Origin of the sequence: Nocardia asteroides (assembly GCA_019930625.1) — a bacterium.
GTDB lineage: Bacteria > Actinomycetota > Actinomycetes > Mycobacteriales > Mycobacteriaceae > Nocardia > Nocardia sputi.
This window is the reverse complement of record CP082844.1, coordinates 7,025,350-7,049,456: the sequence shown is the minus strand read 5'-3', so window position 1 is coordinate 7,049,456 and position 24,107 is coordinate 7,025,350. Positions and strand designations below refer to the sequence as shown.

The 24,107-nt window shown below is 69.9% G+C and carries 25 protein-coding genes; 17 read left to right on the top strand and 8 right to left on the bottom strand.

The window, feature by feature from the left end:
* The first annotated feature begins 120 nt into the window (after window positions 1-120).
* Window positions 121-1,332 (top strand): DUF2235 domain-containing protein, encoded by a 1,212-nt coding sequence (locus tag K8O92_31885; GenBank protein ID UAK32243.1) that lies wholly within the window; start codon window positions 121-123, stop codon window positions 1,330-1,332.
* Here the strand turns inward: K8O92_31885 and treY are convergent.
* The 3 genes from treY to K8O92_31870 are packed head-to-tail and all read right to left on the bottom strand — an operon-like array spanning window position 1,318 to window position 6,490.
* Entirely contained in the window at window positions 1,318-3,750 is a 2,433-nt protein-coding gene (treY, locus tag K8O92_31880) for a malto-oligosyltrehalose synthase (protein ID UAK32242.1), read from the bottom strand. The two genes, K8O92_31885 and treY, sit on opposite strands and share 15 nt — an antisense overlap.
* 11 nt (window positions 3,751-3,761) lie before the next feature.
* The gene (glgX, locus tag K8O92_31875) at window positions 3,762-5,882 is read right to left on the bottom strand and encodes a glycogen debranching protein GlgX (protein UAK32241.1); all 2,121 of its coding nucleotides are present in this window, start codon (window positions 5,880-5,882) and stop codon (window positions 3,762-3,764) included.
* A gap of 59 nt (window positions 5,883-5,941) precedes the next feature.
* Complete coding sequence (locus K8O92_31870) at window positions 5,942-6,490, bottom strand: cupin domain-containing protein (protein UAK32240.1); 549 nt, start codon at window positions 6,488-6,490, stop codon at window positions 5,942-5,944.
* Between the two features lie 30 nt (window positions 6,491-6,520).
* Here K8O92_31870 and K8O92_31865 point away from each other — a divergent pair, with 30 nt between their 5' ends.
* Window positions 6,521-6,976, top strand: a complete 456-nt coding sequence (locus tag K8O92_31865; GenBank protein UAK32239.1) for a MarR family transcriptional regulator — start codon at window positions 6,521-6,523, stop codon at window positions 6,974-6,976.
* A gap of 38 nt (window positions 6,977-7,014) precedes the next feature.
* Here the strand turns inward: K8O92_31865 and K8O92_31860 are convergent, their stop codons facing one another.
* A complete protein-coding gene (locus K8O92_31860) occupies window positions 7,015-7,383 on the bottom strand; it encodes a GNAT family N-acetyltransferase (GenBank protein UAK32238.1) in 369 nt (122 codons plus the stop codon).
* 134 nt (window positions 7,384-7,517) lie between these two features.
* On the opposite strand from K8O92_31860, the gene K8O92_31855 reads away from it, so the two are divergent.
* A complete protein-coding gene (locus tag K8O92_31855; protein UAK32237.1) occupies window positions 7,518-8,798 on the top strand; it encodes an adenosylmethionine--8-amino-7-oxononanoate transaminase in 1,281 nt (426 codons plus the stop codon).
* Window positions 8,799-8,802: 4 nt separating this feature from the next.
* Here K8O92_31855 and K8O92_31850 read toward each other — a convergent pair whose 3' ends face one another.
* Window positions 8,803-9,174, bottom strand: coding sequence for a cupin domain-containing protein (locus K8O92_31850; GenBank protein ID UAK32236.1), 372 nt, complete (start codon window positions 9,172-9,174; stop codon window positions 8,803-8,805).
* Window positions 9,175-9,234: 60 nt separating this feature from the next.
* Between K8O92_31850 and K8O92_31845 the strand changes: the two genes are divergently transcribed.
* Window positions 9,235-9,717: a MarR family winged helix-turn-helix transcriptional regulator gene (locus K8O92_31845; protein ID UAK32235.1), complete on the top strand. Its 483-nt coding sequence runs from the start codon at window positions 9,235-9,237 to the stop codon at window positions 9,715-9,717.
* Here the strand turns inward: K8O92_31845 and K8O92_31840 are convergent.
* A complete protein-coding gene (locus K8O92_31840; protein UAK32234.1) occupies window positions 9,704-10,033 on the bottom strand; it encodes a hypothetical protein in 330 nt (109 codons plus the stop codon). The genes K8O92_31845 and K8O92_31840 overlap by 14 nt on opposite strands.
* 127 nt (window positions 10,034-10,160) lie before the next feature.
* Between K8O92_31840 and K8O92_31835 the strand changes: the two genes are divergently transcribed.
* From K8O92_31835 to K8O92_31800, 8 genes are all read left to right on the top strand, one after another.
* Window positions 10,161-11,333, top strand: a complete 1,173-nt coding sequence (locus tag K8O92_31835) for an 8-amino-7-oxononanoate synthase (GenBank protein UAK32233.1) — start codon at window positions 10,161-10,163, stop codon at window positions 11,331-11,333.
* Entirely contained in the window at window positions 11,330-12,001 is a 672-nt protein-coding gene (bioD, locus tag K8O92_31830; GenBank protein UAK32232.1) for a dethiobiotin synthase, read from the top strand. The genes K8O92_31835 and bioD overlap by 4 nt, the downstream gene beginning before the upstream one ends.
* Before the next feature lie 353 nt (window positions 12,002-12,354).
* Complete coding sequence (locus K8O92_31825) at window positions 12,355-13,518, top strand: alpha/beta hydrolase (GenBank protein ID UAK32231.1); 1,164 nt, start codon at window positions 12,355-12,357, stop codon at window positions 13,516-13,518.
* A gap of 64 nt (window positions 13,519-13,582) precedes the next feature.
* Complete coding sequence (locus K8O92_31820) at window positions 13,583-14,674, top strand: ABC transporter substrate-binding protein (GenBank protein ID UAK32230.1); 1,092 nt, start codon at window positions 13,583-13,585, stop codon at window positions 14,672-14,674.
* Window positions 14,674-15,537 (top strand): ABC transporter permease, encoded by an 864-nt coding sequence (locus K8O92_31815; protein ID UAK32229.1) that lies wholly within the window; start codon window positions 14,674-14,676, stop codon window positions 15,535-15,537. Before K8O92_31820 ends, K8O92_31815 begins: the two co-directional genes overlap by 1 nt.
* A complete protein-coding gene (locus tag K8O92_31810) occupies window positions 15,513-16,265 on the top strand; it encodes an ABC transporter ATP-binding protein (protein UAK32228.1) in 753 nt (250 codons plus the stop codon). Before K8O92_31815 ends, K8O92_31810 begins: the two co-directional genes overlap by 25 nt.
* Window positions 16,262-17,611: an LLM class flavin-dependent oxidoreductase gene (locus K8O92_31805; GenBank protein ID UAK32227.1), complete on the top strand. Its 1,350-nt coding sequence runs from the start codon at window positions 16,262-16,264 to the stop codon at window positions 17,609-17,611. The genes K8O92_31810 and K8O92_31805 overlap by 4 nt, the downstream gene beginning before the upstream one ends.
* A gap of 541 nt (window positions 17,612-18,152) precedes the next feature.
* Window positions 18,153-19,376 (top strand): MFS transporter, encoded by a 1,224-nt coding sequence (locus K8O92_31800; GenBank protein ID UAK36067.1) that lies wholly within the window; start codon window positions 18,153-18,155, stop codon window positions 19,374-19,376.
* A 324-nt stretch (window positions 19,377-19,700) separates the two neighbouring features.
* Here the strand turns inward: K8O92_31800 and K8O92_31795 are convergent, their stop codons facing one another.
* A complete protein-coding gene (locus tag K8O92_31795; protein ID UAK32226.1) occupies window positions 19,701-20,285 on the bottom strand; it encodes a TetR/AcrR family transcriptional regulator C-terminal domain-containing protein in 585 nt (194 codons plus the stop codon).
* 102 nt (window positions 20,286-20,387) lie between these two features.
* On the opposite strand from K8O92_31795, the gene bioB reads away from it, so the two are divergent.
* The 5 genes from bioB to K8O92_31770 all read left to right on the top strand — a co-directional run bounded on the left by bioB (window position 20,388) and on the right by K8O92_31770 (window position 23,576).
* Window positions 20,388-21,401 carry a biotin synthase BioB gene (bioB, locus tag K8O92_31790; protein UAK32225.1) on the top strand — a complete coding sequence of 338 codons (1,014 nt, stop codon included), beginning with the start codon at window positions 20,388-20,390 and terminating at the stop codon, window positions 21,399-21,401.
* A gap of 32 nt (window positions 21,402-21,433) precedes the next feature.
* Window positions 21,434-21,661, top strand: a complete 228-nt coding sequence (locus K8O92_31785) for a hypothetical protein (GenBank protein UAK32224.1) — start codon at window positions 21,434-21,436, stop codon at window positions 21,659-21,661.
* Window positions 21,661-22,311, top strand: coding sequence for a DUF2567 domain-containing protein (locus K8O92_31780; GenBank protein ID UAK32223.1), 651 nt, complete (start codon window positions 21,661-21,663; stop codon window positions 22,309-22,311). Before K8O92_31785 ends, K8O92_31780 begins: the two co-directional genes overlap by 1 nt.
* An 81-nt stretch (window positions 22,312-22,392) precedes the next feature.
* The gene (locus K8O92_31775) at window positions 22,393-22,926 is read left to right on the top strand and encodes a DUF1353 domain-containing protein (GenBank protein ID UAK32222.1); all 534 of its coding nucleotides are present in this window, start codon (window positions 22,393-22,395) and stop codon (window positions 22,924-22,926) included.
* 98 nt (window positions 22,927-23,024) lie between these two features.
* Window positions 23,025-23,576: an ATP-binding protein gene (locus K8O92_31770; GenBank protein ID UAK32221.1), complete on the top strand. Its 552-nt coding sequence runs from the start codon at window positions 23,025-23,027 to the stop codon at window positions 23,574-23,576.
* Window positions 23,577-23,700: 124 nt separating this feature from the next.
* Here K8O92_31770 and K8O92_31765 read toward each other — a convergent pair whose 3' ends face one another.
* Entirely contained in the window at window positions 23,701-23,904 is a 204-nt protein-coding gene (locus K8O92_31765; GenBank protein UAK32220.1) for a cold-shock protein, read from the bottom strand.
* Window positions 23,905-24,107 lie beyond the last annotated feature (203 nt).

The following is a 24,107-nucleotide window of genomic DNA, read 5'->3' as shown; positions in this document are numbered from 1 at the left end:
CGCCCGTCTTGCCGACTCGCGTATTCCGGCTTGCCATTAACGCTGTCCGGTCTGTTCGGCGATGAATTCGAGTAGTGGAGTACGCGGGTTTCGGTGGGATACCAGCGGGAGGATCAAGGCATGAAACGCCTGGTTGTATGTTGCGACGGCACGTGGAAGGCCGAGTCGAGCAGCACGGTTTCGAACATTGTCAAGATCGCGCAGACCATCCGGTTCGACGCGCCGGGACCGGCGGGACAAACGATCCAGCAGTGGGTCACCTACGTCTCCGGCCCCGGCGCGCGCGGCTTCCTCAGCGATCGCCTGCTGGGCGGAGCTTTCGGACTCGGGCTCGAGGCGAATCTGTCCTCCGCATACTGGCACCTGGCCCTGAACTGGGAAAAGGGCGACGAGATCTACATCTTCGGGTTCAGTCGCGGCGCCTTCACCGCGCGCAGCCTGGCTGGCCTGATCAGTCGCATCGGGATCATGACCCCGGAGGCGATGATCGCGGGCAAGTACCCCGAGGCCTTGCGGATCTACCGGCAGCGGCCGCCCGCACCGACGCCCGAGAATCCGGATCCGCCCGAGCCGCGGCAGTGGCGGGAGTTCCGCCGCGAGAACTGCAGGCGAGCGAAGATCGACTTCCTCGGCGTGTTCGACACCGTCGGCGCGCTGGGCGTGCCAGGGGTCACCTCGCTGCGGCACCGCTTCCACGACGTCAAGCTCTCCCGTCACGTGCACTGTGCCCGGCAAGCGCTGGCCATCGATGAGCGGCGGCGCAACTTCGAACCGTCCCTGTGGGAGGTTCCGGTCGAACCGACCGTGAAGTACCGGCGCGGGTTCGAGCGGGTCAAGCAGGTGTGGTTCCCCGGCGTGCACACCGACATCGGGGGCGGCTACGCCGAATGCGGCCTGTCCGATATGACGCTGCAGTGGATGGTCCGCGAGGCAGAGTCGGTGGGGCTGGCCTTCGACCGGGATCGGCTGGCGGAGCTGTCCAAACGCTGCGACACCGCGAAGGACGGGCACATGCGGCTGCACGATTCCCTGAGCATGGGCTATCGCATCCTGAACGTGGTGCGCACGCTGCGCAATCCGCGCAGCCGCCGCTTCCACTGGGATTCCTGGCGCCGGATATCCACGCCCACCGATCATGGGGTCCGGCTGGCCGCCTGCACGCAGGAGGCGTTCGACTACGATCCCGCGAATCTGCGGCGCTGGCGCGAGGAACTGGGCGGGGTGATTCCGGAGAAGACCTTCGAGCAGGTTCGCGGCGTCTTCTCGAAGGAACTCGTGAAGGCTCCCGCGGTGGCCGCCGCGCCCCCGCTCGAGCTCTCAGCGCACCAGTAGCGCGACGGGCAGCCTGGCGAACATCTTCTCCAGCCTGGCCCGGCCCTGGAAGGTGTGTCCGGTCAGCCGGTCGGTCCAGCTGCCCGAGGGCAGATCGAGGAACGTGTCGCCCCATCCGCTCTCGGCCAGGCTCACGCTGTGGCGGGTGGCCGCGACGATGACCTCCGGCGGCTCGCCCGTGCGACCGCGCGCGTAGGACACCAGTTCGGCCGCGTGGTCGCCGGTGGCGAACAGCGGCCGGTAGGCGCCGCCGACGAAGCAGTCGGGACGTTCGCGGCGCAACCACAGCGCGTAGGCGACGATCCACATCTTCGCCGCGCCGGTGGTGTCCAAAGCCGGTGTGCCGGTGAGCGATTGCAGCATGCCCGCGCGGGCGGCGAAGTCCACCGGCCTGCGGTTGTCCGGGTCGACGAGGGAGTCCTCCCACAGCTCGCAGCCCTGATAGACGTCCGGGATGCCGGGGCCGCACAGCTGCAGCAGCTTCTGCGACAACGCGTCCGACCATGCGTGCGGGGCCAGTTCGTGCACCAGGTCGCCGAGTTCGGAGCCCACCGGTCCGTCGATCACCGCGTCCAGCCACGCGTGCACGGCAGCCTCGAACTCCGCGTCCGGCTCCTCCCAGGAGGTCTTGGTGTTCGCCTCCCGCATCGCCTTCTCGGCGAACGCGTGCAGACGCTCGCGCAGGCCGGGCACCGACGCGGCGGGCCGTCCGTCCGCGGGCCACACCCCGAACATGTTCTGCAGCAGGAACAGTGCCGTCGCCCCGTCCGGCGCGGGGGTGGTCTCCAACCAGGAGTCCACGTTGCGCGCCCAGATCTCCGCGGCTTGGGACAGTACGCCGATGCGGGCGCGGACGTCCTCGCCGCGCTTGGTGTCGTGGGTGGACAGCGTCGTCAGGGTCGCGGGCCACAGTTGCGCGCGCTGGCTGTTGGACAGATGGAACTCGTTGAGCGAATGACCGAAGCGCGCCGGGTTGCCGCCGACCTCCTGCAACGAGACCAGCCGCGCGGCCTGGTAGAACATGGTGTCCTCGACCGCTTTCGCGGTCACCGCGCCGCAGACCTGGCTGAAGCGCACCGCCGCGTCCCCGTCGGCGGCCAGCGCCGCGACCAGCACCGCCAGCGGCGCGGTGAGCTCGCTGTTGCGCTTCTCCACCTCGGCGATCACCGCACCCGCCATTCCGGCCAGCGGCGCGTAGTCGGCCCGGTACACCGGCATGAACGCCAGCACCTCGATGGTGGCGTTGGTCAGCGCCATGGTGTCGAAACTCTCGGCGTTCGCGTCCTGCTTGATCGCGGCCACCAGGCGCCGGACTTCCGGCGTCAGGATGCTCTCCGCGACCGCTCGCTTGATCCGGTGCTCGGTCTCGCCGATCCACGCCCGGTCGCTGCCGTGCCCGGCGACCCGCCGCGACAGTTCGGTGAGCGCGTGCTCCCCGCGCGGATCGATCAGCACGCCGCCGAAGTCGGCCAGCGCTTCGTAGCCGGTGGTGCCGTCGATCGGGAGCGTGGCGTCCAGTGGCTCGCGGTTGGCCAGGATCTTCTCCACCAGCAGCAGCCGGTGCGGGCCGATCAACCTGCGCAGCCGGGCGAGATAGCCGGCGGGATCGGACAGACCGTCCGGATGGTCGACCCGCACACCGTCGATCAGGTCGTGCTCGCACCAGGCGGCGAGTTCGCGGTGGGTGACCTCGAAGACCTCGGGATTCTCCTGGCGGATCGCGGCCAGGCTGCTGACCGCGAAGAACCGCCGGTAGGTGCACAGCCCGGCCTTCCAGCTCACCAGCCGGTAGTGCTGCTTGTCGTGGATGCGCAGGGCGTTGTCCCCATCGGTGCCAGGCGCGATCGGGAACCGCAGATCGTGCAGGGCGAGCATGGGTTCGGCGCCCGTGCGGTCCACGGTCAGGGCCGCCGGGTCGTTCTCGCTCTGCAACACCGGCAGCGCCAGCCTGCCGCCCGCGCCGTTGCCCGGGCTCCAGTCGATGTCGAAGTAGTGCGCGAACCGCGATTCCTTGCCGTTCCGCAGGACGTCCCACCACCAGGCGTTCTGCCGCGGATCGGCGACGCCGACATGATTGGGCACCAGGTCCACGATCAGTCCCATGCCGCGGCTGCGCACCTCGTCGGCGAGGGCCTTGAGCCCGGTCGGCCCGCCGAGAGCGGCGGAGACCGTGGTCGGATCGGTGACGTCGTAGCCGTGCGTCGAGCCGTGCGTCGCGGTCAGGATCGGCGACAGGTACAGGTGTGAAATGCCCAGCTGCTGGAGGTATTCCGCGATGGCGCGCGCTTCGGCGAAGGTGAGCGTGTCCGGTCGCAGCTGTAGCCGGTAGGCGCTGCGAATCGTCGTCTGGCGTGCGGGTTTGCGTCGGAGGGACACGGGGTCGGTCACGTGCATCTCGGTGGAATCGGGTGGGTTCATCGGCATTCGGGTCAGGCGGCCTGGCGGAGGACGAGGAGACAACGAGCTTCGACGGTGACGGTGGCGCCCCCGGGATAGCCGGCGTCGGCCGGACCGGTCGGCGTCGAGCAATCCAATGCCACCGACCATTCCGCGCCGTCGCCGGCGCGCGGTAGCACGAAGTCGATAGCCGCGTCGTGGGCGTTGAAACACAACAGGAACGAATCATCGGTGATCCGCTCCCCGCGCGGGCCCGGCTCCGGGATCGCCTCGCCGTTGAGATAGACCGCCAGCGACTTGCCGAATCCGCTGTCCCAGTCCGCTTCGGTCATCTCCTCGCCGGACGGGGTGAGCCAGGCGATGTCGCGGGCGTTGTCCGCCGAACGGGTCGGGCCGCCCGCGAAGAAGCGGCGGCGCCGGAAGACCGGGTGCTCGGTGCGCAACGCGATCACCGCGCGGGTGAATTCGAGCAGGTCGGCATGCTTGTCCCGCAGCGACCAGTCCATCCAGGCCAGCGGCGAGTCCTGGCAGTAGACGTTGTTGTTGCCCTGCTGGGTGCGGCCCATCTCGTCGCCGTGCGCGAGCATCGGCACGCCCTGGCTGAGCAGCAGCGTCGCCATCAGGTTGCGGCTCTGCCGGTCGCGCAGCGTGAGGATCTCCGGATCGTCGGTAGGCCCTTCGACGCCGCAGTTCCACGAGCGGTTCCAGCTCTCGCCGTCGCGGTTGTCCTCGCCGTTGGCCTCGTTGTGTTTCTCGTTGTAGGACACCAGGTCCCGCAAGGTGAATCCGTCGTGCGCGGTGACGAAGTTGATGCTGGCGCTCGGTCTGCGCCCGGTGGCCTCGTACAGGTCCGAGGAGCCGGTGAGCCGGGAGGCGAACTCGCCCAGTGTCGCCGGTTCGCCGCGCCAGTAGTCGCGCACGGTGTCGCGGAATTTGCCGTTCCACTCCGTCCACAGGCCGGGAAAGTTGCCTACCTGGTAGCCGCCCTCGCCGACGTCCCACGGTTCGGCGATGAGCTTGACCTGGCTCACCACCGGGTCCTGCTGCACCAGATCGAAGAACGTCGACAGCCGGTCCACGTCGTGCAGTTCCCGCGCCAGCGTCGCGGCAAGGTCGAAACGGAAGCCGTCGACGTGCATCTCCAGGATCCAGTAGCGCAGCGAGTCCATGATCAGCTGCAAGGTGTGCGGGTGGCGCACGTTGAGGCTGTTGCCGGTTCCCGTGTAGTCCATGTAGAGCGAGGGGTCGTCGTCGACCAAGCGGTAGTAGGCGGCGTTGTCGATGCCGCGGAAGCCGATCGTGGGACCGCGGTGGTTGCCCTCGGCGGTGTGGTTGTAGACCACGTCGAGGATCACCTCGATGCCCTCGGCGTGCAGGGCGCGCACCATCGCCTTGAACTCGGTGACCGCGGATCCGGCGCGGTCGATCGCCGCGTATTCGTTGTGCGGCGCCAGGTAGCCGAAGCTGTTGTAGCCCCAGTAGTTCCGCAGTCCCTGGTCCAGCAGCACCCGGTCGTGCAGGAACTGGTGCACCGGCATCAGCTCGATCGCGGTGACGCCCAATCTCTTCAGATGGTCGATGATCGCCGGGTGCGCGATGCCGGAGTAGGTGCCGCGCAACTCCTGCGGCACCTCGGGATGGGTCATCGTCATGCCCTTGACGTGCGCCTCGTAGATCACGGTCTCGTGGTAGGGCCGCTTCGGCGCGCGATCGTCGCCCCAGTCGAAGTACGGGTTGATCACCACGCCGGTCATGGTGTGGCCGAGCGAGTCCAGTCCGTAGGTGTGCAGCGAGGGATGATCGCCGAAGTCGCCGTCGAAAGCTTTGCCATACGGGTCGAGCAGCAACTTGCTCGGGTCGCAGCGCAATCCCTTCGCGGGGTCGTATGGACCGTGCACCCGGAACCCGTAGCGCTGACCGGGACCGATCGCGGGAAGGTACGCATGCCAGACGTAGCCGTCGACCTCGTCGAGCGCGATGCGGGTCTCGGCGCCGTCGCCGTCGACGAGGCACAATTCGACCGCGTCGGCAACCTCCGAGAACACCGAGAAATTGGTACCCGCGCCGTCGTAGGTGGCCCCCAGGGGATAGGCGGTGCCGGGCCAGACACCCAGGAGTGTCGCGTCGCCGGGCGCTGCGTCGGGCTGAGCCATGGCAACGACAGTAGCGGCAGTCGGGCCTCGCGCTGTGCGGGTGGTTGCGGCCGAGTGGATCAGGGGAGGTCGTGGGCGTTTTCCAGCCAGCGGCGCCGGTAGCCGAAGCGTGTCGCTACGCGCGCGAGACCACCGAGCACCACCCGTTGCGCAAACGCGGGGATGCCCGCCAGATAGCCGTCCTGGTAGTCCCACAGCAGGGCGAGGGCGAGTGGATCGCGAGGCACCCTCGTCGAGGTGGTCTTCCCCGCGCGATCCAGGTGGTGCCAGAGCAGGAACAACTCCCAGTGCCGCAGCGGCGGCCGGATCTCGTGATCGAGCACCGTCCCGGGAACCGTGCTGTGGAACTCGTGCACCGTGCCCGCAGGCGCGGTCACGGTGTCGCCGGGATGCGCGAGGATCTCCGCGCCGTCGATGCGGAAGCGCAATTGTCCCTGCCGGACCGTCCATCGCTCGGTCAGCACGGGATGCCAATGCGGGCCCGCCTGGCGTTCCGCCCGCGGCAGCACGTGCTCGAGTCGCAGGTAGGGGCCCTGTTCGTCGGTGTTCTGCGCGACGAACGTCACGCGATGCCCATTGCGGAAGGTCAGTGTTCGCGCGTCTCGCATACTTCCATATATAAAGGTATCCTTCGTAATATGTCAACGGGTGAACCGACGCTGCTGAAGTTGCTCAGCCAGGCCACCGCCGCATACGAGCGCGCGCTGAACGACAAGCTGCGCGCGCGGCTGGACGGGCACCTGCGGCCCGCGCACTACGCGGTGTTCCGCTATCTGGATCCGAACGGGTCGCGGATCACCGCGCTGGCCGAGGCCGCGGGGATGACGCAGCAGTCGATGGGGGAGCTGGTGACGCATCTGGAGCACAGCGGGCTGGTGGTGCGCCAGGTTGATCCGGCCGACCGGCGCGCGCGGGTGGTCATGGTCACCGAGGCGGGCCGGGCCGCGCTGGGCGTGGCGGAGCAGCGCATTCGCGAGATCGAGGGCACGGTGGCGCAGGCGTTGGGTGAGCGTCGCCTCGCGGAGATGCGCGCCGCGCTGGCGCGAGTGGGTGCGGTGCTGGCATCGGAAACGACCGCCGATCGAGACGGGTGATCCACCGCCCGGAGACCGCAGGATGCCCGCCGCGCGGGTCAGTTCGCGGGCGCGAGTGAGCGCCGCCAGGTCTGGCCGACCAGATCGTGCCCCCAGCTGTGATGCGGGCTCTGATCCACGAGCTCGAACCCTGCCCGCTGGTAGACGCGCCGCGCCGCGGTGAGCACGTCGTTGGTCCACAGCACGATCTCGTGATAACCCGCCGCGGTGGCGAAGCGCAGGCACGCGTCGACCAGCGCCGAACCGACGCCGAGGCCGCGGGCGGCGGGCTCGACCAGGAGCAACCGCAGCCGTGCGGTGGTGTCGTCCTCGTGGACGCAGAAGACGCTGCCTACCGGGCGGCCGTCCGCTTCCGCGATCCAGGCGCGCTCGCGCCGCTCGTCGCGGCAACTCAGATAGTCGGCCAAGCGTTGCCGCGCAGTGGGGAAACGGCCGAACTCCCGTCATACCGGGCACCCGGCGGACTCGTGCCGGGCCGGGTGTTAACTTGAACGGTGTTCAAGCCGCCCCGGCGGGCCGGGGCCGTGACGCGAGGATTGCTGTGGCACTGACCCCCGACGAGATCACCGCACTCGACGCCGAGCACGTCTGGCATCCGTACGGCGGCTTCCCGGCCACGACCGAACCCCTGGTGGTGACCGCCGCCGAGGGGACCAGGCTGACCTTGGCCGACGGGCGTTCGCTGGTCGACGGCATGAGTTCCTGGTGGGCCGCCATCCACGGCTACCGGCATCCGAGGCTCGACGCGGCGCTGCTGGCCCAGTCGCGGCGCATGAGTCACGTGATGTTCGGCGGGCTCACCCATGAACCCGCGGCACGGTTGGCCGAGCTGCTGGTCGAATCCACACCCGCGGGGCTGGACAAAGTGTTCCTGTGCGACTCCGGCTCGGTGTCGGTCGAGGTCGCGGTGAAGATGTGCCTGCAATATTGGCGCTCGCTGGGCAAACCGGAGAAGCGCCGACTGCTCACCTGGCGGGGCGGATATCACGGCGACACGTTCACTCCGATGAGTGTGTGCGACCCGGAGGGTGGCATGCACTCGCTGTGGACCGACATCCTGGTGAACCAGGTGTTCGCGCCGGTGCCGCCGAGTGCGTACCTGCCGGAGTACGTCGCGGAACTGGAGCGGGTCATCGCCGCGCACGCGGGCGAACTCGCGGCGGTCATCGTGGAGCCGGTCGTCCAGGGCGCGGGCGGGATGCGCTGGCACCACCCCGGCTACCTCGCCGACCTGCGCAGGCTGTGCGACGAACACGGCGTGCTGCTGATCTTCGACGAGATCGCCACCGGGTTCGGCCGTACCGGAGAGCTTTTCGCGGCCGGGCACGCCGAGGTGAGCCCGGATGTGATGTGCGTCGGGAAAGCGCTGACCGGCGGCTACCTCACCCTGGCCGCCGCGCTGTGCACCGCGCGGATCGCCGAGACGATCAGCGCGGCGCACGGCGGGCTCATGCACGGTCCCACGTTCATGGGCAACCCGCTGGCCTGTGCGGTCGCCGTCGCGTCGATCGAGTTGCTGCGTTCGCGCGACTGGCGTGGCGAGGTGGCCGGGATCGAGGCGGGGCTGGCGGCGGGTCTGGCTCCGGTGCGCGGCCTGCCGGGGGTGGCGGAGGTGCGGGTGCTCGGTGCGATCGGCGTGATCGAGCTGGACCGCCCGGTCGACATGCGCGCCGCGACCGACGCCGCGGTGGCGGCCGGGGTGTGGCTGCGTCCGTTCCGGAACCTGGTGTACGCGATGCCGCCGTTCATCAGTTCCCCCGGCGACATCGCGACGATCACCGCCGGAATGCGCGCCGCGGTCGCCGCGCAGTCCGATCGGTGACCGCTCAGGCGATCCACGGCGGGACGATCGTGCCGTCGCCGTCCGGCGTTCCGGCTCGGGCGCCCGCCCGTGCGGTGACGATGGCGGTGTAGCCGACGCCGGTGCGCACCTGCCGCAGGACGTTCGCCGGAAGGATGACCGTATCGCCCTCGGCCGCAGTGACTTCCGTGCCGTCGATCGCGACGTCGATCCGTCCGGCCAGAACGGTCCAGATCTGCTCGGTGTCGATGAAGTGCAGCGGCCCGCTGGTTCCCGCCGGCACCTCGACCCGCCACAACGCGAGTGCGGATCCGCCTTGGGTGGGGGAGGCGAGTGTGGTCATGACGCCGCCCGGGGTTTCGGTGCGGCGGGTATCGGAGTGTCGGATGACGGTCATCAGGCGAGTCCTCTAAACTAGACAACGTGGTTGTCCATATAGTCAATGAGGTTGTCCATAATGTCAAGTGACGTGGGTGGCTACGAGTTGCCGCTGCGCATGCTGCTCGGCTTCCGCGCCGTCATCGATGAGGTGCACGCCGAATTGGCCGAGTACGGCCACGCCGAGTTGCGGCCCATGCACGGCTTCGTCTTCCAGGCAGTCGGCCGGGCGGGCGGTCCCTACGGCTGCACGGCCGCCGACCTCGGGCGCGCCCTGGGCGTCTCGAAACAGGCCGCGGGCAAGCACGTCGAGGCGTTGGAGCGGCTGGGTTACCTGCGGCGCGGGCACGATCCGACCGACGCGCGCCGCAAGGTCTACACGCTGACCGACCGCGCCGAGGAGGTGCTGACCCGATCGGCCCGCGCCTTCGACCGGATCCGCGATCGCTGGGCCGATCTGCTCGGTGCGGACCGGCTGGCGGCGTTGGAGCGCGATCTGCGCTTGCTGGCGCCCGGGGAGGTGTTCCGGCTCGATACGCCGAACTGGTTCAACGGTCCGTGAGCCGATCGCTTCCGCCGCGCGGGTTGTCGGCGATCTCCGGGCGATCGCTGTCCGACAGCATCTCCCACACCCGGAATATGCAGTGGTAGTCATCCGACCAGCCGCGCACCATCAGTAAGTAGGTGTCGCCGTCGCGGAGGACGACGCGGCGGCCGCGCAGTTTGGGATGCTCCGGGGTGTAGGTGGGCAGTACGCCGGCCAGCTTCGCCAGCGCCTGGGCGCGCGTGCCGACCACTTCCGCGAGGATCCGGGGTGACCAGCGTCTGTGGTCGCCCGAACCCGTGGTTTCCTCGACGACTATTGCCCACCGCGGCATCCGGCCGTGTTCCTCCCCGGTGCAGCTCCGTCACCGCGGGCCGGTGACACCACCAACGATGGCTCAACGGTACCAGCCGGGCCGGTGGACGGGTGCCCTGAACGGTGTTCAAGTATGCTGCCCAGCTGTGACTACCGATCCGCTGAGCTGGTTGGACGAACGCGCGACCGCGCGGGTGGCCGCGGGACTGCGCCGTGAGCTGCGCCCGCGCGCCCCGCAGGCCCCGTCCATCGATCTCGCCTCCAACGACTACCTGGGCCTGGTACGCCACCCCGAGGTGATCGAGGGCGCTGTCGAGGCGGTGCGCCGCTGGGGCGCGGGCTCGACCGGTTCGCGCCTGGTCACCGGGACCACCGCCGAGCACGAGCTGCTGGAGACCGAGCTGGCCGAATTCGTCGGCGCCGAAGCCGGGCTGGTGTTCGCCTCCGGATACGCGGCCAACCTCGGCGCCGTCACCGCGCTCGCCGGGCGCGGCTCGCTCGTGGTCTCCGACGCGGGCAGCCACGCGTCGCTGGTGGACGCCTGCCGGTTGTCGCGCGCCCGGGTGGAGATCGCGCCGCACCGCGACATCGCGGCGGTGGACCGGTTGCTGGCGGAGCGCACCGAGGAGCGTGCGCTGGTGCTCACCGATTCGGTGTTCAGCGCCGACGGCGATCTCGCGCCGCTGGCCGAACTGCATCGCGTGACCAGGGCCAACGCCGCCGTGCTCGTGGTGGACGAGGCGCACGGGCTCGGCGTGCGCGGTGCGGGCGGGCGCGGGCTGGTGCACGAGTCGGGTCTGGCGGGGGCACCGGATCTGGTGATCACCGCGACGTTGTCGAAGTCCCTTGCCGCGCAGGGCGGGGTGGTGCTGGCCAGTGCGCGGGTGCGCGCCCACCTGATCGACGCCGCGCGCACGTTCATCTTCGACACCGGTCTGGCGCCCGCCGCCGTCGGCGCCGCGCGGGCCGCGCTGCGCCTGCTGCGCTCCGAACCCGGACTGGCCGAACGGGTGCTGGCCCGCGCCGCGGACATCGCCCGGATCGCCGGTGTGCCCGCGCCGCCTTCGGCGGTGGTGTCGGTCGTGCTCGGTCCGGCGCAGGTGGCCTTCGACGCGGCCCAGGCGTGCCGGGCGCGCGGGCTCGACGTGGGCTGTTTCCGCCCGCCGACGGTCCCGGAGGGCACCTCGCGCCTGCGATTGACCGCGCGGGCGAACCTCACTCCCATCGAACTCGACTCCATCGCAACGGTGCTCGGCGAGGTGCTTGCCGAGGCGCGGGGCGCGATGTCGGCCGAGGCGCGGGGCACGGTGCCCGCATGACCGTCCTGTTGATCAGCGGCACGTCCACCGACGTCGGCAAGACCGTCGTCACCGCCGCCGTGGCCGCGGTGGCGCTGGCGGGCGGGCACTCGGTGGCGGTGTGCAAGCCGGGCCAAACCGGCGTCGCCGTCGGCGAACCCGGTGACCTCGCGGAAATCCAGCGTCTGTCCGGCGTGACCAGGACGGTCGAACTAGCCCGCTATCCGGACCCGCTGGCGCCCGACACCGCCGCCCGCCGTGCCGGCCTGCCGGAACTCACCCTCGCCGACACCTCCGCCGCGGTGGACGCCATGACCGCCGACCTCGTCCTGGTCGAGGGCGCGGGCGGATTGCTGGTGCGCCTGGGCGATTTCACCTTGCTCGATCTCGCCCAGAAACTCGGCGCACCCGTGCTGCTGGTCACCGCGGCCGCGCTGGGCACGCTCAATCACACCGAACTGACCACCCGCGCATTGCATTCGGCGGGCGTGCGCTGTGCCGGCCTGGTGATCGGCGCGTGGCCCGCCGCGCCGGATCTGGCGGCCGACTGCAACCGCACCGACCTGCCCCGCGTCACCGGCGTCGACCTCGTGGGATCGGTGCCCGCGGGCGCGGGCGGCTGGGATCGTGCGCGGTTCACCGCCGCCGCCCCGGGCTGGTTCGATCCCGCTTGGTCGCCTTTCAGCTGACGCGCTGATCCACGGTCGGGCGGGACGCGATCCGGCGGGCCGAATAGCCCGAGTCTGTCGGTGCCGCACACGGTGGGTGGCATGGCCGCGATTCCGCGCGGGCGGCGGCACCCACGTCGGCGCGCGGCGCCGCGGCCTGCCGGACGGGATCGCGCCCGAGCAGAACGAACTCCGTCGGCGGATCTGCCTCGGCAAGCTCGCCGCGATGACGAGTCGGTGCGCTGACCCGCGCGGAAGGGGCTGCGGCAGCTCGGAGCGGGCACGTTTCGCCGCGCCGTCACCGGCCGCCGTGGCGCGCGCGACCTGACTCGGCGTGATGGCGATGGTCCGCACCCGTGCCTACAGTGGGATGGATGTCGCCGATGGACGAGAGGCACCCGTCCACCGTCTCCGACTGGGACGACACGCGACGCCGAGCTCGGCTGCGGGACACGGGCCTGGGGCACGAGTGGAAGACGTTGCGCCGCACCAGGGTGACGCTGCTTCGGGTGGCTGCACTGCTGCTGACCGGGCTCGTGGTGTTCGCGCAGTACTGGAAGTACGACGTCGCGCCGGAACAGGCGCGGCTGGCGCGCACCGAGCCGGCCATCCTGCCCGTCGCCCCGCCGGTGGACCCGCGGAACTGGGACACCGTCGTGGTGGACCTGGTCGGGCTCGGCGGGCTCGACGCCACTGACACCGCGGCCGCCCTGCCCGCGCTGCGCGGGATGGGCATGGTGTGGGCGATCCGCTACGACAACCAGGGCATCGACACCAAGGTGATCGCCGACCTGGTCGTGCGTGCCGCGGAACTGTCGGGCCTGCGCAACGTGGTGCTCGTCGGCCACAGCATGGGTGGCGTGATCGCGCTGGAAGTGGCCGAGCACATTCACCGCGACAGCGACCGCAGGCTGGTCGGAGTGATCCTGGACTGCACGCCGGTGGACCTGAACGCGGTCCGTCCGGAGAGCCGCGGCCGCGGCGAGGACATGCTGCGCTGGATGGGCTGGCTGCCCGGCGCCCGGGAAAGCCGCACGCTCCGGCTGGCCGTGGAAACCTATGCCCGCCGGGACCGGTTCCTCGACCGCGGCGACGGGCTGCCCGGTATCCGGCTCCATGAGCTGGGCAAGGTGGTCTCGGAGGTGCTGCGGGAGAAGATCGTCTCGCGTGACGCCGCGAGCAACGGCTTGATCGAGTCCCAGTTCACCGCCATCGTGGCCGGTGGAGCGGCGGACAACTTGCGTTCCCTGGCCGAGCCCACGGCCGAGAAGCCGCGGCCCGCCATCGTTTTCATCCGTCCGCGCGACCCGGGACGTGACCGCGTCGTCGATGTCGAGCACTCCCATCAAGTGCTGATCGAGCGGTCCGGCGGGGTGGACGGCACACTGCTGGTGGTGCTCGCCCGAAACACCGGGCACGCCAACCCGATGCAGCGCCCCCGGGAATACAACACGGTGATCGAGCAGCAGATCCTGCCGTTCATGCAGCGCTATCAGCAACAGGTTCGGTCGACGACGGTGGCCGCGCCGCACCGCTGACCGGGTTCGAACCAGGCTGAGACAAACCGTTCTCCGGCCGCTGTGGCGCTGTTTCAATTCGCCTATGTTCCGACCCAGCACGTTCCGGTCCGGCCTCCGCGGCCGCACGACCGCCGCATTGCTCGCCGTGGCAACCGTTGCGACTCTCGGACTCACCGGCTGCGCGAACGACGACAAGCCGGTCGGTCCCACAGCCGACGGGCCACTGCCGACCGAGGTTCCCCCCGGGACCACCCTCGTGATCGCCGACCAGCAAGAGCGCCTGCAATCGGTCCTGCGCCTGTCCGGTGAACTCGACAAGCTCCCCTTCGAGGTGGAGTTCGCCAACTTCGTCGGCGGCCCCGCCATCCTGGAGGCGTTCCGCGCGGGCGCCGCCGACGTAGCGCAGGTCGGCGACGTCCCGCCGATCCACGCCCTGGTGGCGGGGCAGGACGTTCCGATCGTCGCGTCCTACCAGACCAGCACCACCGCTTTGAAACTGGCGGTGGCGCCGGGCAAGTCGGTAACGCGGCTGGCGGACCTGAAGGGCAAGAAGATCGCCTACGCCGAGGGCACCGCCCAGCAGGCCGCCGTGCTGCGCGCCCTCGACGGAGCCGGACTCACCACCTCCGACGTGCAGCTGGTCCGGCTGCAACTGGCCGAGTTCCTCGATGCCGTGCGCACCGGCCAGGTCGACGTCGCGCCGCTGATCGAACCGAACGTCACCCGGTTGCTGCGCACGCCGGGCACCTCTCTCGTACCGGACTCCGAGACCGCGGGCATCTACAGCGGCCTCGCCTACCTCTACGCCCGTCGGGCCGTCGTGCAGGACCCGGCCGAGGCGGCCGCCACCCGCGCCCTGGTCGGCGCCTTCGTGCGGGCCTACCAGTGGGCCAACACCCACCCGCAGGAGTGGGCGCGCCGCTACTACGTGGAGAACCAGAAGGTCAGCGCCGAGGACGCCGAACGGATCGTGCAATCGCTTGGCGTCTACGTCTTCCCACACCTGGACCAGCGACTGATCGACCGTCAGCAATCCACCATCGACGCCATCGCCGAGGCGGGTGAGCTGCCCAAGAAGGTGCGGGCGGCCGACGGCTTCGACCTGCGCTTCGACGCCGCGATCACCCAGGCGGTCACCGAGAGTGGCGCGTCGTTCGAACCGAAGGCGCGTTGATGGCCACCCTCGACGCCACCGTGCTGCGCCGCATCGGCCTCGGTCGCCCCGACGCGGAACCGGTCCTGGCGAAACGCAAACCGAGCAGGCCGCGCCTGGGACCGGGCCGCCCGATCCCGTTCGGTATCGCGTTGGGACCGACGTTGCTGATCGCCGCGTGGGTCGCCGGATCCGCCTCCGGCGCACTGGATCCGGAAACCTTGCCCGCACCGTGGACGGTCGCGCAGACCGCCGGTGACCTGCTCGCCGACGGCCGACTGCAGAGCAACCTGCTCACCTCGGTGCAGCGCGCCGCCATCGGGCTCGGGATCGGTGTCGCGATCGGTGTGGTGCTCGCGCTGCTGGCCGGGCTGAGCCGGCTCGGTGAAGCGCTGGTGGACGGCCCTATTCAGATCAAACGCGCCATTCCGACGCTCGCGCTGATCCCGCTGTTCATCGTGTGGTTCGGCATCGGCGAGGAAATGAAGCTGCTGGTGATCACCACCAGCGTGGCTGTCCCGATCTACTTGAATACGCACGCGCATCTGCGCAGCGTCGACGCCAGGTATGTGGAACTCGCCCAGACTGTGGATCTGTCGCGGTGGGGGTTCGTCCGCCGGATCGCGCTGCCGGGATCGCTGCCCGGATTCTTCACCGGTCTGCGGCTCGGGGTCACCATCTCGTGGCTGGCGCTGGTCGTGGTGGAACAGGTCAACGCCACCAGCGGCATCGGATACCTCATGACCCAGGCCCGCACCTACGGCCAGATCGACATCATCGTGGTCGGCCTGGTGATCTACGGCCTGCTGGGCCTGTTCGGCGACATCCTGGTGCGCGCCGTGGAAAGGAAGGCGCTGTCATGGCGACAGACACTCGGGGACTGAACGTCGTCCGCGCCCGGCGGCTGCGCCGTGGCTTCGGCGACCGGGTCGTGCTGCGCGACCTCGACATCGATATCGCCCGCGGCGAGTTCGTCGCGCTGCTGGGCCGCAGTGGTTCGGGCAAGAGCACGCTGCTGCGGGCGCTGGCCGAATTGGATTACGACGTACCCGGATCCGGTGAGCTGAGTGTGCCCACCGAGCGCTCGGTGGTGTTCCAGGACTCCCGGTTGCTGCCCTGGGCGCGCGTGCTGGAGAACGTGACCCTCGGCCTCGGTGGCGCGGACGTGGCCGGTCGCGGTCGCGCGGCGCTGGCGGAGGTCGGCCTCGCGGGCCGCGAGAAAGCATGGCCCAAGGAACTTTCCGGCGGTGAGCAACAGCGCGTCGCCCTGGCGCGTTCGCTGGTGCGCGAGCCGGAGCTGCTGTTGGCGGACGAACCGTTCGGCGCGCTGGACGCGCTGACCAGGATCAAGATGCACGCGCTGTTGCAGGACCTGTGCGCCCGGCATCGCCCCGCCGTCCTGCTGGTCACCCACGATGTGGACGAGGCGGTGCTGCTCGCCGACCGCGTGCTGGTGCTCGATGACGGGCACCTCGCGGTGGACCAGCGCATCGACCTGGAACGCCCGCGCCGCCACGGCGATCCCGCCTTCCTGCGGCACCGATCCCTGCTGCTGGCCAGCCTGGGTGTCGACGTCGCGGACACGCATACCGACGAGAAGAAAGCCTCATGACCGCACCGCGCCAACTCAGTCTCAACGCCTTCATCTATCCCTCCGGTCACCACGAGGCCGCCTGGCGGCATCCGTGGAGCAGTCCCGACCGGATCTACGACGTCGCCTACTACCAAGAGATCGGACGCACCGCCGAAGCGGCGAAGCTGGACGCGGTGTTCTTCGCCGACGGTCCAGCGCTGCGCACCAACGTACGGCACAACGCGGCCTCCGGCCTCGAGCCGATCACCCTGCTCACCGCCATCGCCACGGCGACGACGCACCTCGGCCTCATCGCCACCGCGTCGACCACGTACTACGAGCCCTACAACCTCGCCAGGCTGTTCTCCACGCTGGACCACATCTCCGGCGGCCGCGCGGGCTGGAACATCGTCACCACCGGAACCGATCTCGCCGCGGCGAACTTCGGTTTGGACAAGCATCCCGACCACGCCGAACGGTACGCGCGGGCGCGGGAGTTCGTCGACGCCGTGACCGCGCTGTGGGACAGCTGGGAGGACGACGCCATCGTCGGGGACCAGGCCTCCGGCGTGTACGCCGACCCGGAGAAGATCCACCGGGTCGACTTCGAGGGCGAATACCTGCGGGTGCGTGGGCCGTTCAACGCGCCGCGCACGCCGCAGGGCTTCCCGGTGCTGGTGCAGGCGGGCGCGTCGAACGACGGCCGGGCGTTCGCGGGCAAGTACGCCGAGGCGATCTTCACCGCGCATCAGCGCCTCAGCGACGCGCAGGCGTTCTACGCCGACATCAAACAGCGGGCCCGCAGCTTCGGCCGCGACCCCGAGCACGTCAAGATCCTGCCCGGGATCAGCCCGTTCATCGCCGACACCGAGGCGGCGGCCAAGAAATTGGAACAGGAGTTCAACGAGCTCACCGTGCCGGAGTACGGGTTGGCACAGCTCGAGGGCATCGTCGGGATCAGCCTGCGGCACCTGGCGCTGGACGAGCCGATTCCGGCCGATTTGTTCGACGCCGCGGGCGATGTCACCGACAACGGCCAGAGCCGGTTGCAAGTCGTGGCGGGGATCGTGCAGCGGGAACGGCCGACTGTCCGTGGCCTGCTGCACCGCCTCGCCGGTGCGCGCGGTCACCGGGTGTTCGCCGGAACCCCCGAGCAGGTCGCCGACACCATCGAGGAATGGTTCCGCGGCGGCGCCGCCGACGGTTTCAACGTGATGCCGCCGTACTACCCGGGTGGACTGGAGGTCTTCGCCGAAACGGTCGTGCCGATCTTGCAGCAGCGCGGACTGTTCCGCACCGAGTACACCGGCACCACCCTGCGTGACCACTTCGGCCTGCCCCGTCCCGAGAGCCGTTTCGCCCGGCAGCCCGCGCTGACCCGGTGAGCGGCACCGGCGAAACCGACTGTCCCGCCGGGGCGCGGGCGCACCGAGCTGTCCGACGTCCCACCACGCCGGTGCCCGCCATGGACCGGACTCGCGCGGCCGGTCGGGAGCCGGTCGGTGCCGTGCCCCGCTCACTGACGGCCCTGCGGGTTCTCGCCGATTCGCGCGGCGCGCGGCCCGGCCCGAACCAGCGGTCGATTATCGGTCACACCCGGGGCCGCTCGCCCGCCGTGGGTGTGTGGTCGGAGAGTGCTCGCGCGGTGGCGTGGGTGACGGGCAACGAGCGCACAGTCGTCGGTCGCGATCGGGTGCGCGACCGGATTGCGTCATCGGCTGGATTCGCTGCTCGCGTCGCGCGGATGACCGAATCCAGTGTGCGGAGTTGCCGCGCGGTCCTGCGGGCTCCCGCCGAATCGTGGGGGCGGCGGCCCGGATCGAACGCCGCGAGCAGCGGGTTCGGGCGGCGGGTGACCGGTTGGAGCAGTGCGCGGCGGGTGGCCTCACGGACTCGGGGATGCTCTGGCCGTACGGTGACTCGGCGATGAACGAGCGGTCCGTCGTGGTCGGTGCGGTCGCGAACCCGGTGCGATTGCGGTCGCTGACCTGGACCGTGTTCGTTCCGATGGTGGTGTACGGCATCGGGTCCGGCGCGGCGGCGCCGATGTACGCGCTGCGCGCGCTGGACCTGGGCGCGTCGGCCGGACTGGCCGGGGTCATCGTCGCGCTGTCCGGGTTGGGGATGGTGCTCACCGATCTGCCCGCGGGAAGGGTCGTCGCCAGGTTCGGGGAACGCGGCGCGATGGCGGTGGGGTCGGTGATCGGGGGCGTCGGGGTGCTCGCGGCGATCTTCGCGCCCAACGTCGGGGTGCTCGCCCTGGGAATGCTGCTGGGCGGCGCGGCGGGCGCGGTGTGGGGCCTGGCTCGCCAGACCTACCTCGTGGCCGTGGTGCCCGTGGGCGACCTCGGGCGCGCGATGTCGACGCTGGCCGGTTCGATGCGGCTGGGGTTCTTCTGCGGACCGTTCCTCGGTGCGGCCGTGGTGCACTCCCTCGGCCCGAACGGCGCGCTGTGGTTGCAATTGGCGACCACGGTGATCTCCGGCGCGGCCATGGCGGCGATCCGGTCACCCGACGGGCCGGGCGAGACAGGCGCGCGGGCTTCGCTGGGAGCGATCGTGGTCGAGCACCGCAGAACCCTCGGCACGCTCGGCTCGGCCGCGTTGCTGGTCGGCGCGGCACGGGCGTCGCGGCTGGCGCTGCTGCCGCTGTGGGCGGCGCACATCGGGTTGAGCGCTTCGACCACCAGTCTGATCTTCGGCCTGGCGGGAGCGGTGGACGTGCTGCTGTCCTATCCGGCGGGGGTCTGGCTGGATCGCTACGGCAGGCGCGCCACCGGCGTGCCGTCGATGATCCTGTTCGCCGCCGGTTTCGGTGCGCTGCCGTTCACCTCGACGGTGCTCGGCCTCGGCTGCGCCGCCGTGCTGCTCGGGCTCGCCAACGGAATGAGCAACGGGCTGATCATGACGGTCGGCGCCGACGTCGCACCCGACGGGCAGCGTGCGGAATTCCTCGGAGCCTGGCGGCTGACCCACGACATCGGCATGTTCGCGGGACCGGTGGCGGTGGGCGCGATCAGCGCCGTCACCGTGCTCGGTGCGGCGGCCGTCGCGCTCGCGCTCGCCGCCGCGGCGGGCGCGTACACGATGTACCTCTGGTTTCCCGGTGCGGTCCGGCCGTCACCGCGGTCGCATGAAGGGACGAGGTGAGCCCGAGTCGCGGCCCGAAGCGGAGATGCCCGCCGGTGTACGCGGAGACGGCACTGGGTCGGCTGACCGGAAAGAGGCCGCGCCGACCGCTCGTATGCCGATCCGCCGGACACGGTCGGCACCCCTGTCCGTCGCTGTGGGCGATAGTTCGCCGGTCGAGCGGCCATCCAGCGTCGCACCGATCGTGCCGGACCGCTCGCTCATCGGCCGGGGACCGAACGGCGAGACCGATGCACAGCCAACGGTTCCGCACGTCACCGAGCGCGGAACCCCGACCGAATCCCTCGTCGCTGGGAGCCCGGTGTCCGGCAGGTGGCTAGCAGGTCAGCGGACCCGGGTGCCGAGCAGGTGGCGCACACCCGCGACGAACAATTGCAGGCCGAAGTCGAAACGGGCTGTGGCGTCCGGGGTCTCCTCCAGTGGCGACGCGTCGTCGGGCAGGGCGCCCACCGAGTCCATCTGCATCCGCGACTGCTCGTCGACGGTCTCGCCGAGAACGTAGTAGAGCAGCGTGAACGCCGCGAGTTCGGCCTCCTCGCGCGGCATGCCCGCGCGAATCGCCGCGCTCGCCAGACGTTCCCGCCCCTTGCTCGTGGTGAGCCGGGAAGCGTATGTCGCCGAAACCAATTCGGCCCCGTCGCGATAGGCCAGCAGGCAGTTCCGCAGCCGGTGAGCCAATTCGGTGATCTGCCCGGACCATTCCCCGGCCTCGATCGGGTCCTCCATGGGCGCGAGGATCTTGTCCGCGACCGCGCCGAGCAGCGCCTGCTTGTTGGGGAAATGCCAATACAACGCGCCCGGCTGGACCTGGAGGGAACCGGCCAACCGGCGCATGGTGAGGTCGGCCAGGCCGTATCGGTCCAGGATCGCGATGGCGCCGTCGACCACGTCCGCCCGGTGCAGTTGCACTCGATGCCCTCTCGTCGTGCTTTGACTCACTCCTACCGCTACCCTAGCCTGAACACCGTTCAAGTTGCACGGCCACCTCGGCCGGACGAAGGGATTCGTGCTGTGACCCAGGCACCCGTAGACACCGAGATCCTGTCGATCGCCCGCGAGCAGGTGCTCGAGCGCGGCGAGGGGCTCGATCAGGAGCAGACGCTGGAGGTGCTACGCCTGGGTGACGACCGGCTCGAGGAGTTGCTCGCCTTGGCCCACGAGGTGCGCATGAAGTGGTGCGGCCCCGAGGTGGAGGTGGAGGGCATCATCAGCCTCAAGACCGGCGGCTGTCCCGAGGACTGTCACTTCTGCTCGCAGTCGGGCCTGTTCCAGTCCCCGGTGCGCGCCGCATGGCTGGACATCCCGAGCCTGGTCGAGGCCGCCAAGCAGACCGCGAAGACCGGGGCCACCGAATTCTGCATCGTGGCCGCCGTGCGCGGTCCGGACGAGCGCCTGATGGCCCAGGTCGCCGCGGGCGTCGAGGCGATCCGCAACGAGGTCGACATCCAGGTGGCCTGCTCGCTGGGCATGCTCACCCAGGAGCAGGTCGACCAACTGGCCGCCATGGGCGTGCACCGCTACAACCACAACCTGGAGACCTCCCGCTCCTACTTCCCGAACGTGGTCACCACGCACACCTGGGAGGAGCGCTGGGACACCCTGCGCATGGTCCGCGAAGCGGGCATGGAGGTCTGCTGCGGCGGCATCCTCGGCATGGGCGAAACCTTGGAGCAGCGCGCCGAATTCGCCGCGAACCTGGCCGAGCTCGAGCCCGACGAGGTGCCGTTGAACTTCCTCAATCCCCGGCCGGGCACCCCCTTCGGCGACCTCGAGGTGCTGCCCGCGTCCGACGCGTTGCGCGCCGTCGCCGCGTTCCGGCTCGCGCTGCCGCGCACCATGTTGCGTTTCGCGGGTGGCCGCGAGATCACCTTGGGCGATCTCGGCGCCAAGCAGGGCATCCTGGGCGGCATCAACGCCGTCATCGTCGGCAACTACCTGACCACCCTGGGCCGTCCGGCCGAACAGGACCTGGATCTGCTCGGCGAGCTGAAGATGCCGATCAAGGCGCTCAACGAAACGCTCTGACCGGCTCGGTTGCGACGAACAGGCAGGCGAGCATGAGTACTGTCATGGACATGGACGAGCGCTACAACCCGTTCACCGGCAAGCGAATCGTGCCGGGTCTCGACGACGCGATCCCGGCCGCCGCCGCGCTGGGCTTGGAGCCGCCGCGGTTCTGCGAGCAGTGCGGGCGCCGCATGATCGTGCAGGTCAGCCCGGACGGCTGGTGGGCCAGGTGCTCGCGGCACGGCGTCATCGACTCGGCCGAACTGGAACGCCGCTAGTGGCGTCGGCCGGGAGCGAGGTGCGCTCGGCGGCGCTGGTCGCCGTCTCCGTGGTGATCGTCAGCGCGATCGCCGGCGCCGGATGGGGCGTGTCGGCGCCGACCGAGCGGCTGCTGGTGGTCGAGCCGGGGCGCGGGGTCGCGTTGACCGGTGAGAGCGCGCATCAGTTCGACGCGCTGGCGATGTTCCTGCTCGCGGGGGCGGTGCTGGGACTGCTCTCGGCGCTGGCCGCGTGGCGGTGGCGCTCGGCGCGCGGACCATTGCTGCAACTCGGCCTGCTGATCGGCTCCGCTGTGGGCGCGGTGGTGATGGCGGGCGTGGGCGAGCAGGTCGCCGCCTGGCTGCATCCGCGGCCCAACGACCCGCCGGTCGGACAGATCGTCGCCTTGCCGATCGAATTGGGCAGTGCACTCGCGCTGATCGTGCAGCCGCTGATCGCGTCGTTCGCCATGCTGTTTCTTGCCGCCCTCAGTGTTTCGGAGGATCTCGGCAGCGGCCGCCGCACCGCCCGGGACCGGGTGGACACCTTCGACACCCGAGGCACTCTGACTCCCTACGGTGAAGCTGCGAGCGGGGTAGAGCTCCCTTATCGTGGCTACGAGCCTGCCAGGGAAGGGTATTCGGTGCCCGAATCCCACCCGCGGTACTGACGCGTCGTCCGGCACGTCACCGCCGCCGGGAGGCTTTGCCGAACCACCGTGGGGTGGGGTAGTGCGCGGAAGGAACAGGACGTGACCTTTGTCGGTGGCGGGCCGATCGTCGAAGAACTCGATGCCGGATTCTGGCGGGTGACCGAACCGCTCGTCTATCGCGGCGCGACCGAGGAATTCGTGATCCCCGCAGGTTTCCGCACCGACTTCGCCTCGGTGCCGCGCGCTCTCGTCTGGCTGATACCGCGCTACGGCGTCTACACCCGCGCCGCGATCCTGCACGACTATCTGCTCAACTCGACCGCGGTGAGCGTGGCCGACGCCGACGGCGTCTTCCGCCGCAGCCTGCACGAGCTCGGCGTCTCGCTGCCGCGCCGCTGGATGATGTGGGCGGCCGTGCGCGCGGTCCACCGGTTGAGCGGCGCGACCACGGCCGACTTCGCCCGCTTCGTCGTCGTCGCCGTCCCATCGGTGCTCTTCCTCGCCGTCCCCGTAACCGTGGTAACCGTGTTCCTCCTGCTGTTCTGGCTGGTGGAGCTGGTCTTCTGGGCAGGAGCGCGCGTGGCGCAGCGGACCGAAGCGCCGCCGCCCGGCCCGGAGATGAAGTCCGCCTGAACGAGGGGTCGTCGCAGACTTCGTATGCGACGGCGCGATGTCGCACTCGTGCCGAGAGCGCGGGAGCCTGGCAATTCGAGTGGTACTACGGTGCGGGAATGGCCGACGAACCGGATACGCTCCCCACCCTGGTCCTCGTCAGCGGCCCACCCGGGTCCGGCAAGACGACGCTCGCACACGCCCTTGCCCGGTCGATCGGCTGCCCTGCCATCTGCCGGGACGAGATCAAAGAGGGAATGGTGCATGCGACGGGGAACTACGCCCCGGACCGCTCGGATGAACTGAACCTGCGCACTCTGCCGGTGTTCTTCCAGACGCTGGAGCTCCTCGTGCGGGCCGGCGTCACCGTGGTTGCCGAAGCCGCCTTCCAGGACCGGCTGTGGCGTCCGGGCCTCACACCGTTGCAAGCCCACGCACGGCTGCGCGTCGTCCACTGCGTGACCGATCCGGCTCTGACGACCGCGCGAATCCACCAGCGCCGCCGAGCCGGTCCACTCCGCCGCGCCCATTCCGATCCCGACCACCCGCCACCGACGCCTGTCGCGTTCCAACGCATCGCCCTCGACGCGCCGTCACTCGAGGTCGACACGACCTCCGGCTACCGCCCCGACCTCACCGCGATCATCGCTTTCCTCCATGACCCCTCATGATCGACGCACATGGTGGAGGACCCTTCTCGCGCGTTGCCGCGACCATGTGCCGTCGATCATCGACTGGCGTATACGCAAAAGCCCCGCACCCTGTGAGTGCGGGGCTTTCACCTGGCTACGTCGATCAGATCGCGCGAACGTCCTGGGCCTGGGGGCCCTTCTGACCTTGGCCGATCTCGAACTCCACGCGCTGTCCTTCTTCCAGGGACTTGAATCCCGAGCCGGACACGGCGGAGTAATGAACGAACACGTCGGCGCCGCCGCCGTCTTGCGCGATGAAGCCGAAGCCCTTTTCGCTGTTAAACCACTTCACACTGCCTTGAGCCATTGCTTTACTTCAATCTTTTCTGTAGATGAGCCAAGCGAATCACATCGATAAGCCTGATCTCACGGATCCACCCTGCCATGGATCGGCATTTCCCGATACCCCAGCGGCGGTTTGTGAGCTAACCGACACCATGGGCGAACCTGCGGTCCCAGCAGCGTCACCAGGCTGCCGCCGGCATCACCGCACGCCGGTAGGCCCGTGTT

Excerpts from the sequence above, each read along its gene's own strand:
- K8O92_31885 (UAK32243.1), top strand. The coding sequence starts at position 121 with ATGAAACGCCTGGTTGTATGTTGCGACGGCACGTGGAAGGCCGAGTCG.
- treY (UAK32242.1), bottom strand. The coding sequence starts at position 3,750 with ATGAACCCACCCGATTCCACCGAGATGCACGTGACCGACCCCGTGTCC.
- glgX (UAK32241.1), bottom strand. The coding sequence starts at position 5,882 with ATGGCTCAGCCCGACGCAGCGCCCGGCGACGCGACACTCCTGGGTGTC.
- K8O92_31870 (UAK32240.1), bottom strand. The coding sequence starts at position 6,490 with ATGCGAGACGCGCGAACACTGACCTTCCGCAATGGGCATCGCGTGACG.
- K8O92_31865 (UAK32239.1), top strand. The coding sequence starts at position 6,521 with ATGTCAACGGGTGAACCGACGCTGCTGAAGTTGCTCAGCCAGGCCACC.
- K8O92_31850 (UAK32236.1), bottom strand. The coding sequence starts at position 9,174 with ATGACCGTCATCCGACACTCCGATACCCGCCGCACCGAAACCCCGGGC.
- K8O92_31845 (UAK32235.1), top strand. The coding sequence starts at position 9,235 with ATGTCAAGTGACGTGGGTGGCTACGAGTTGCCGCTGCGCATGCTGCTC.
- K8O92_31840 (UAK32234.1), bottom strand. The coding sequence starts at position 10,033 with ATGCCGCGGTGGGCAATAGTCGTCGAGGAAACCACGGGTTCGGGCGAC.
- bioD (UAK32232.1), top strand. The coding sequence starts at position 11,330 with ATGACCGTCCTGTTGATCAGCGGCACGTCCACCGACGTCGGCAAGACC.
- K8O92_31825 (UAK32231.1), top strand. The coding sequence starts at position 12,355 with ATGTCGCCGATGGACGAGAGGCACCCGTCCACCGTCTCCGACTGGGAC.
- K8O92_31820 (UAK32230.1), top strand. The coding sequence starts at position 13,583 with ATGTTCCGACCCAGCACGTTCCGGTCCGGCCTCCGCGGCCGCACGACC.
- K8O92_31815 (UAK32229.1), top strand. The coding sequence starts at position 14,674 with ATGGCCACCCTCGACGCCACCGTGCTGCGCCGCATCGGCCTCGGTCGC.
- K8O92_31810 (UAK32228.1), top strand. The coding sequence starts at position 15,513 with ATGGCGACAGACACTCGGGGACTGAACGTCGTCCGCGCCCGGCGGCTG.
- K8O92_31805 (UAK32227.1), top strand. The coding sequence starts at position 16,262 with ATGACCGCACCGCGCCAACTCAGTCTCAACGCCTTCATCTATCCCTCC.
- K8O92_31800 (UAK36067.1), top strand. The coding sequence starts at position 18,153 with ATGAACGAGCGGTCCGTCGTGGTCGGTGCGGTCGCGAACCCGGTGCGA.
- K8O92_31785 (UAK32224.1), top strand. The coding sequence starts at position 21,434 with ATGAGTACTGTCATGGACATGGACGAGCGCTACAACCCGTTCACCGGC.
- K8O92_31770 (UAK32221.1), top strand. The coding sequence starts at position 23,025 with ATGGCCGACGAACCGGATACGCTCCCCACCCTGGTCCTCGTCAGCGGC.
- K8O92_31765 (UAK32220.1), bottom strand. The coding sequence starts at position 23,904 with ATGGCTCAAGGCAGTGTGAAGTGGTTTAACAGCGAAAAGGGCTTCGGC.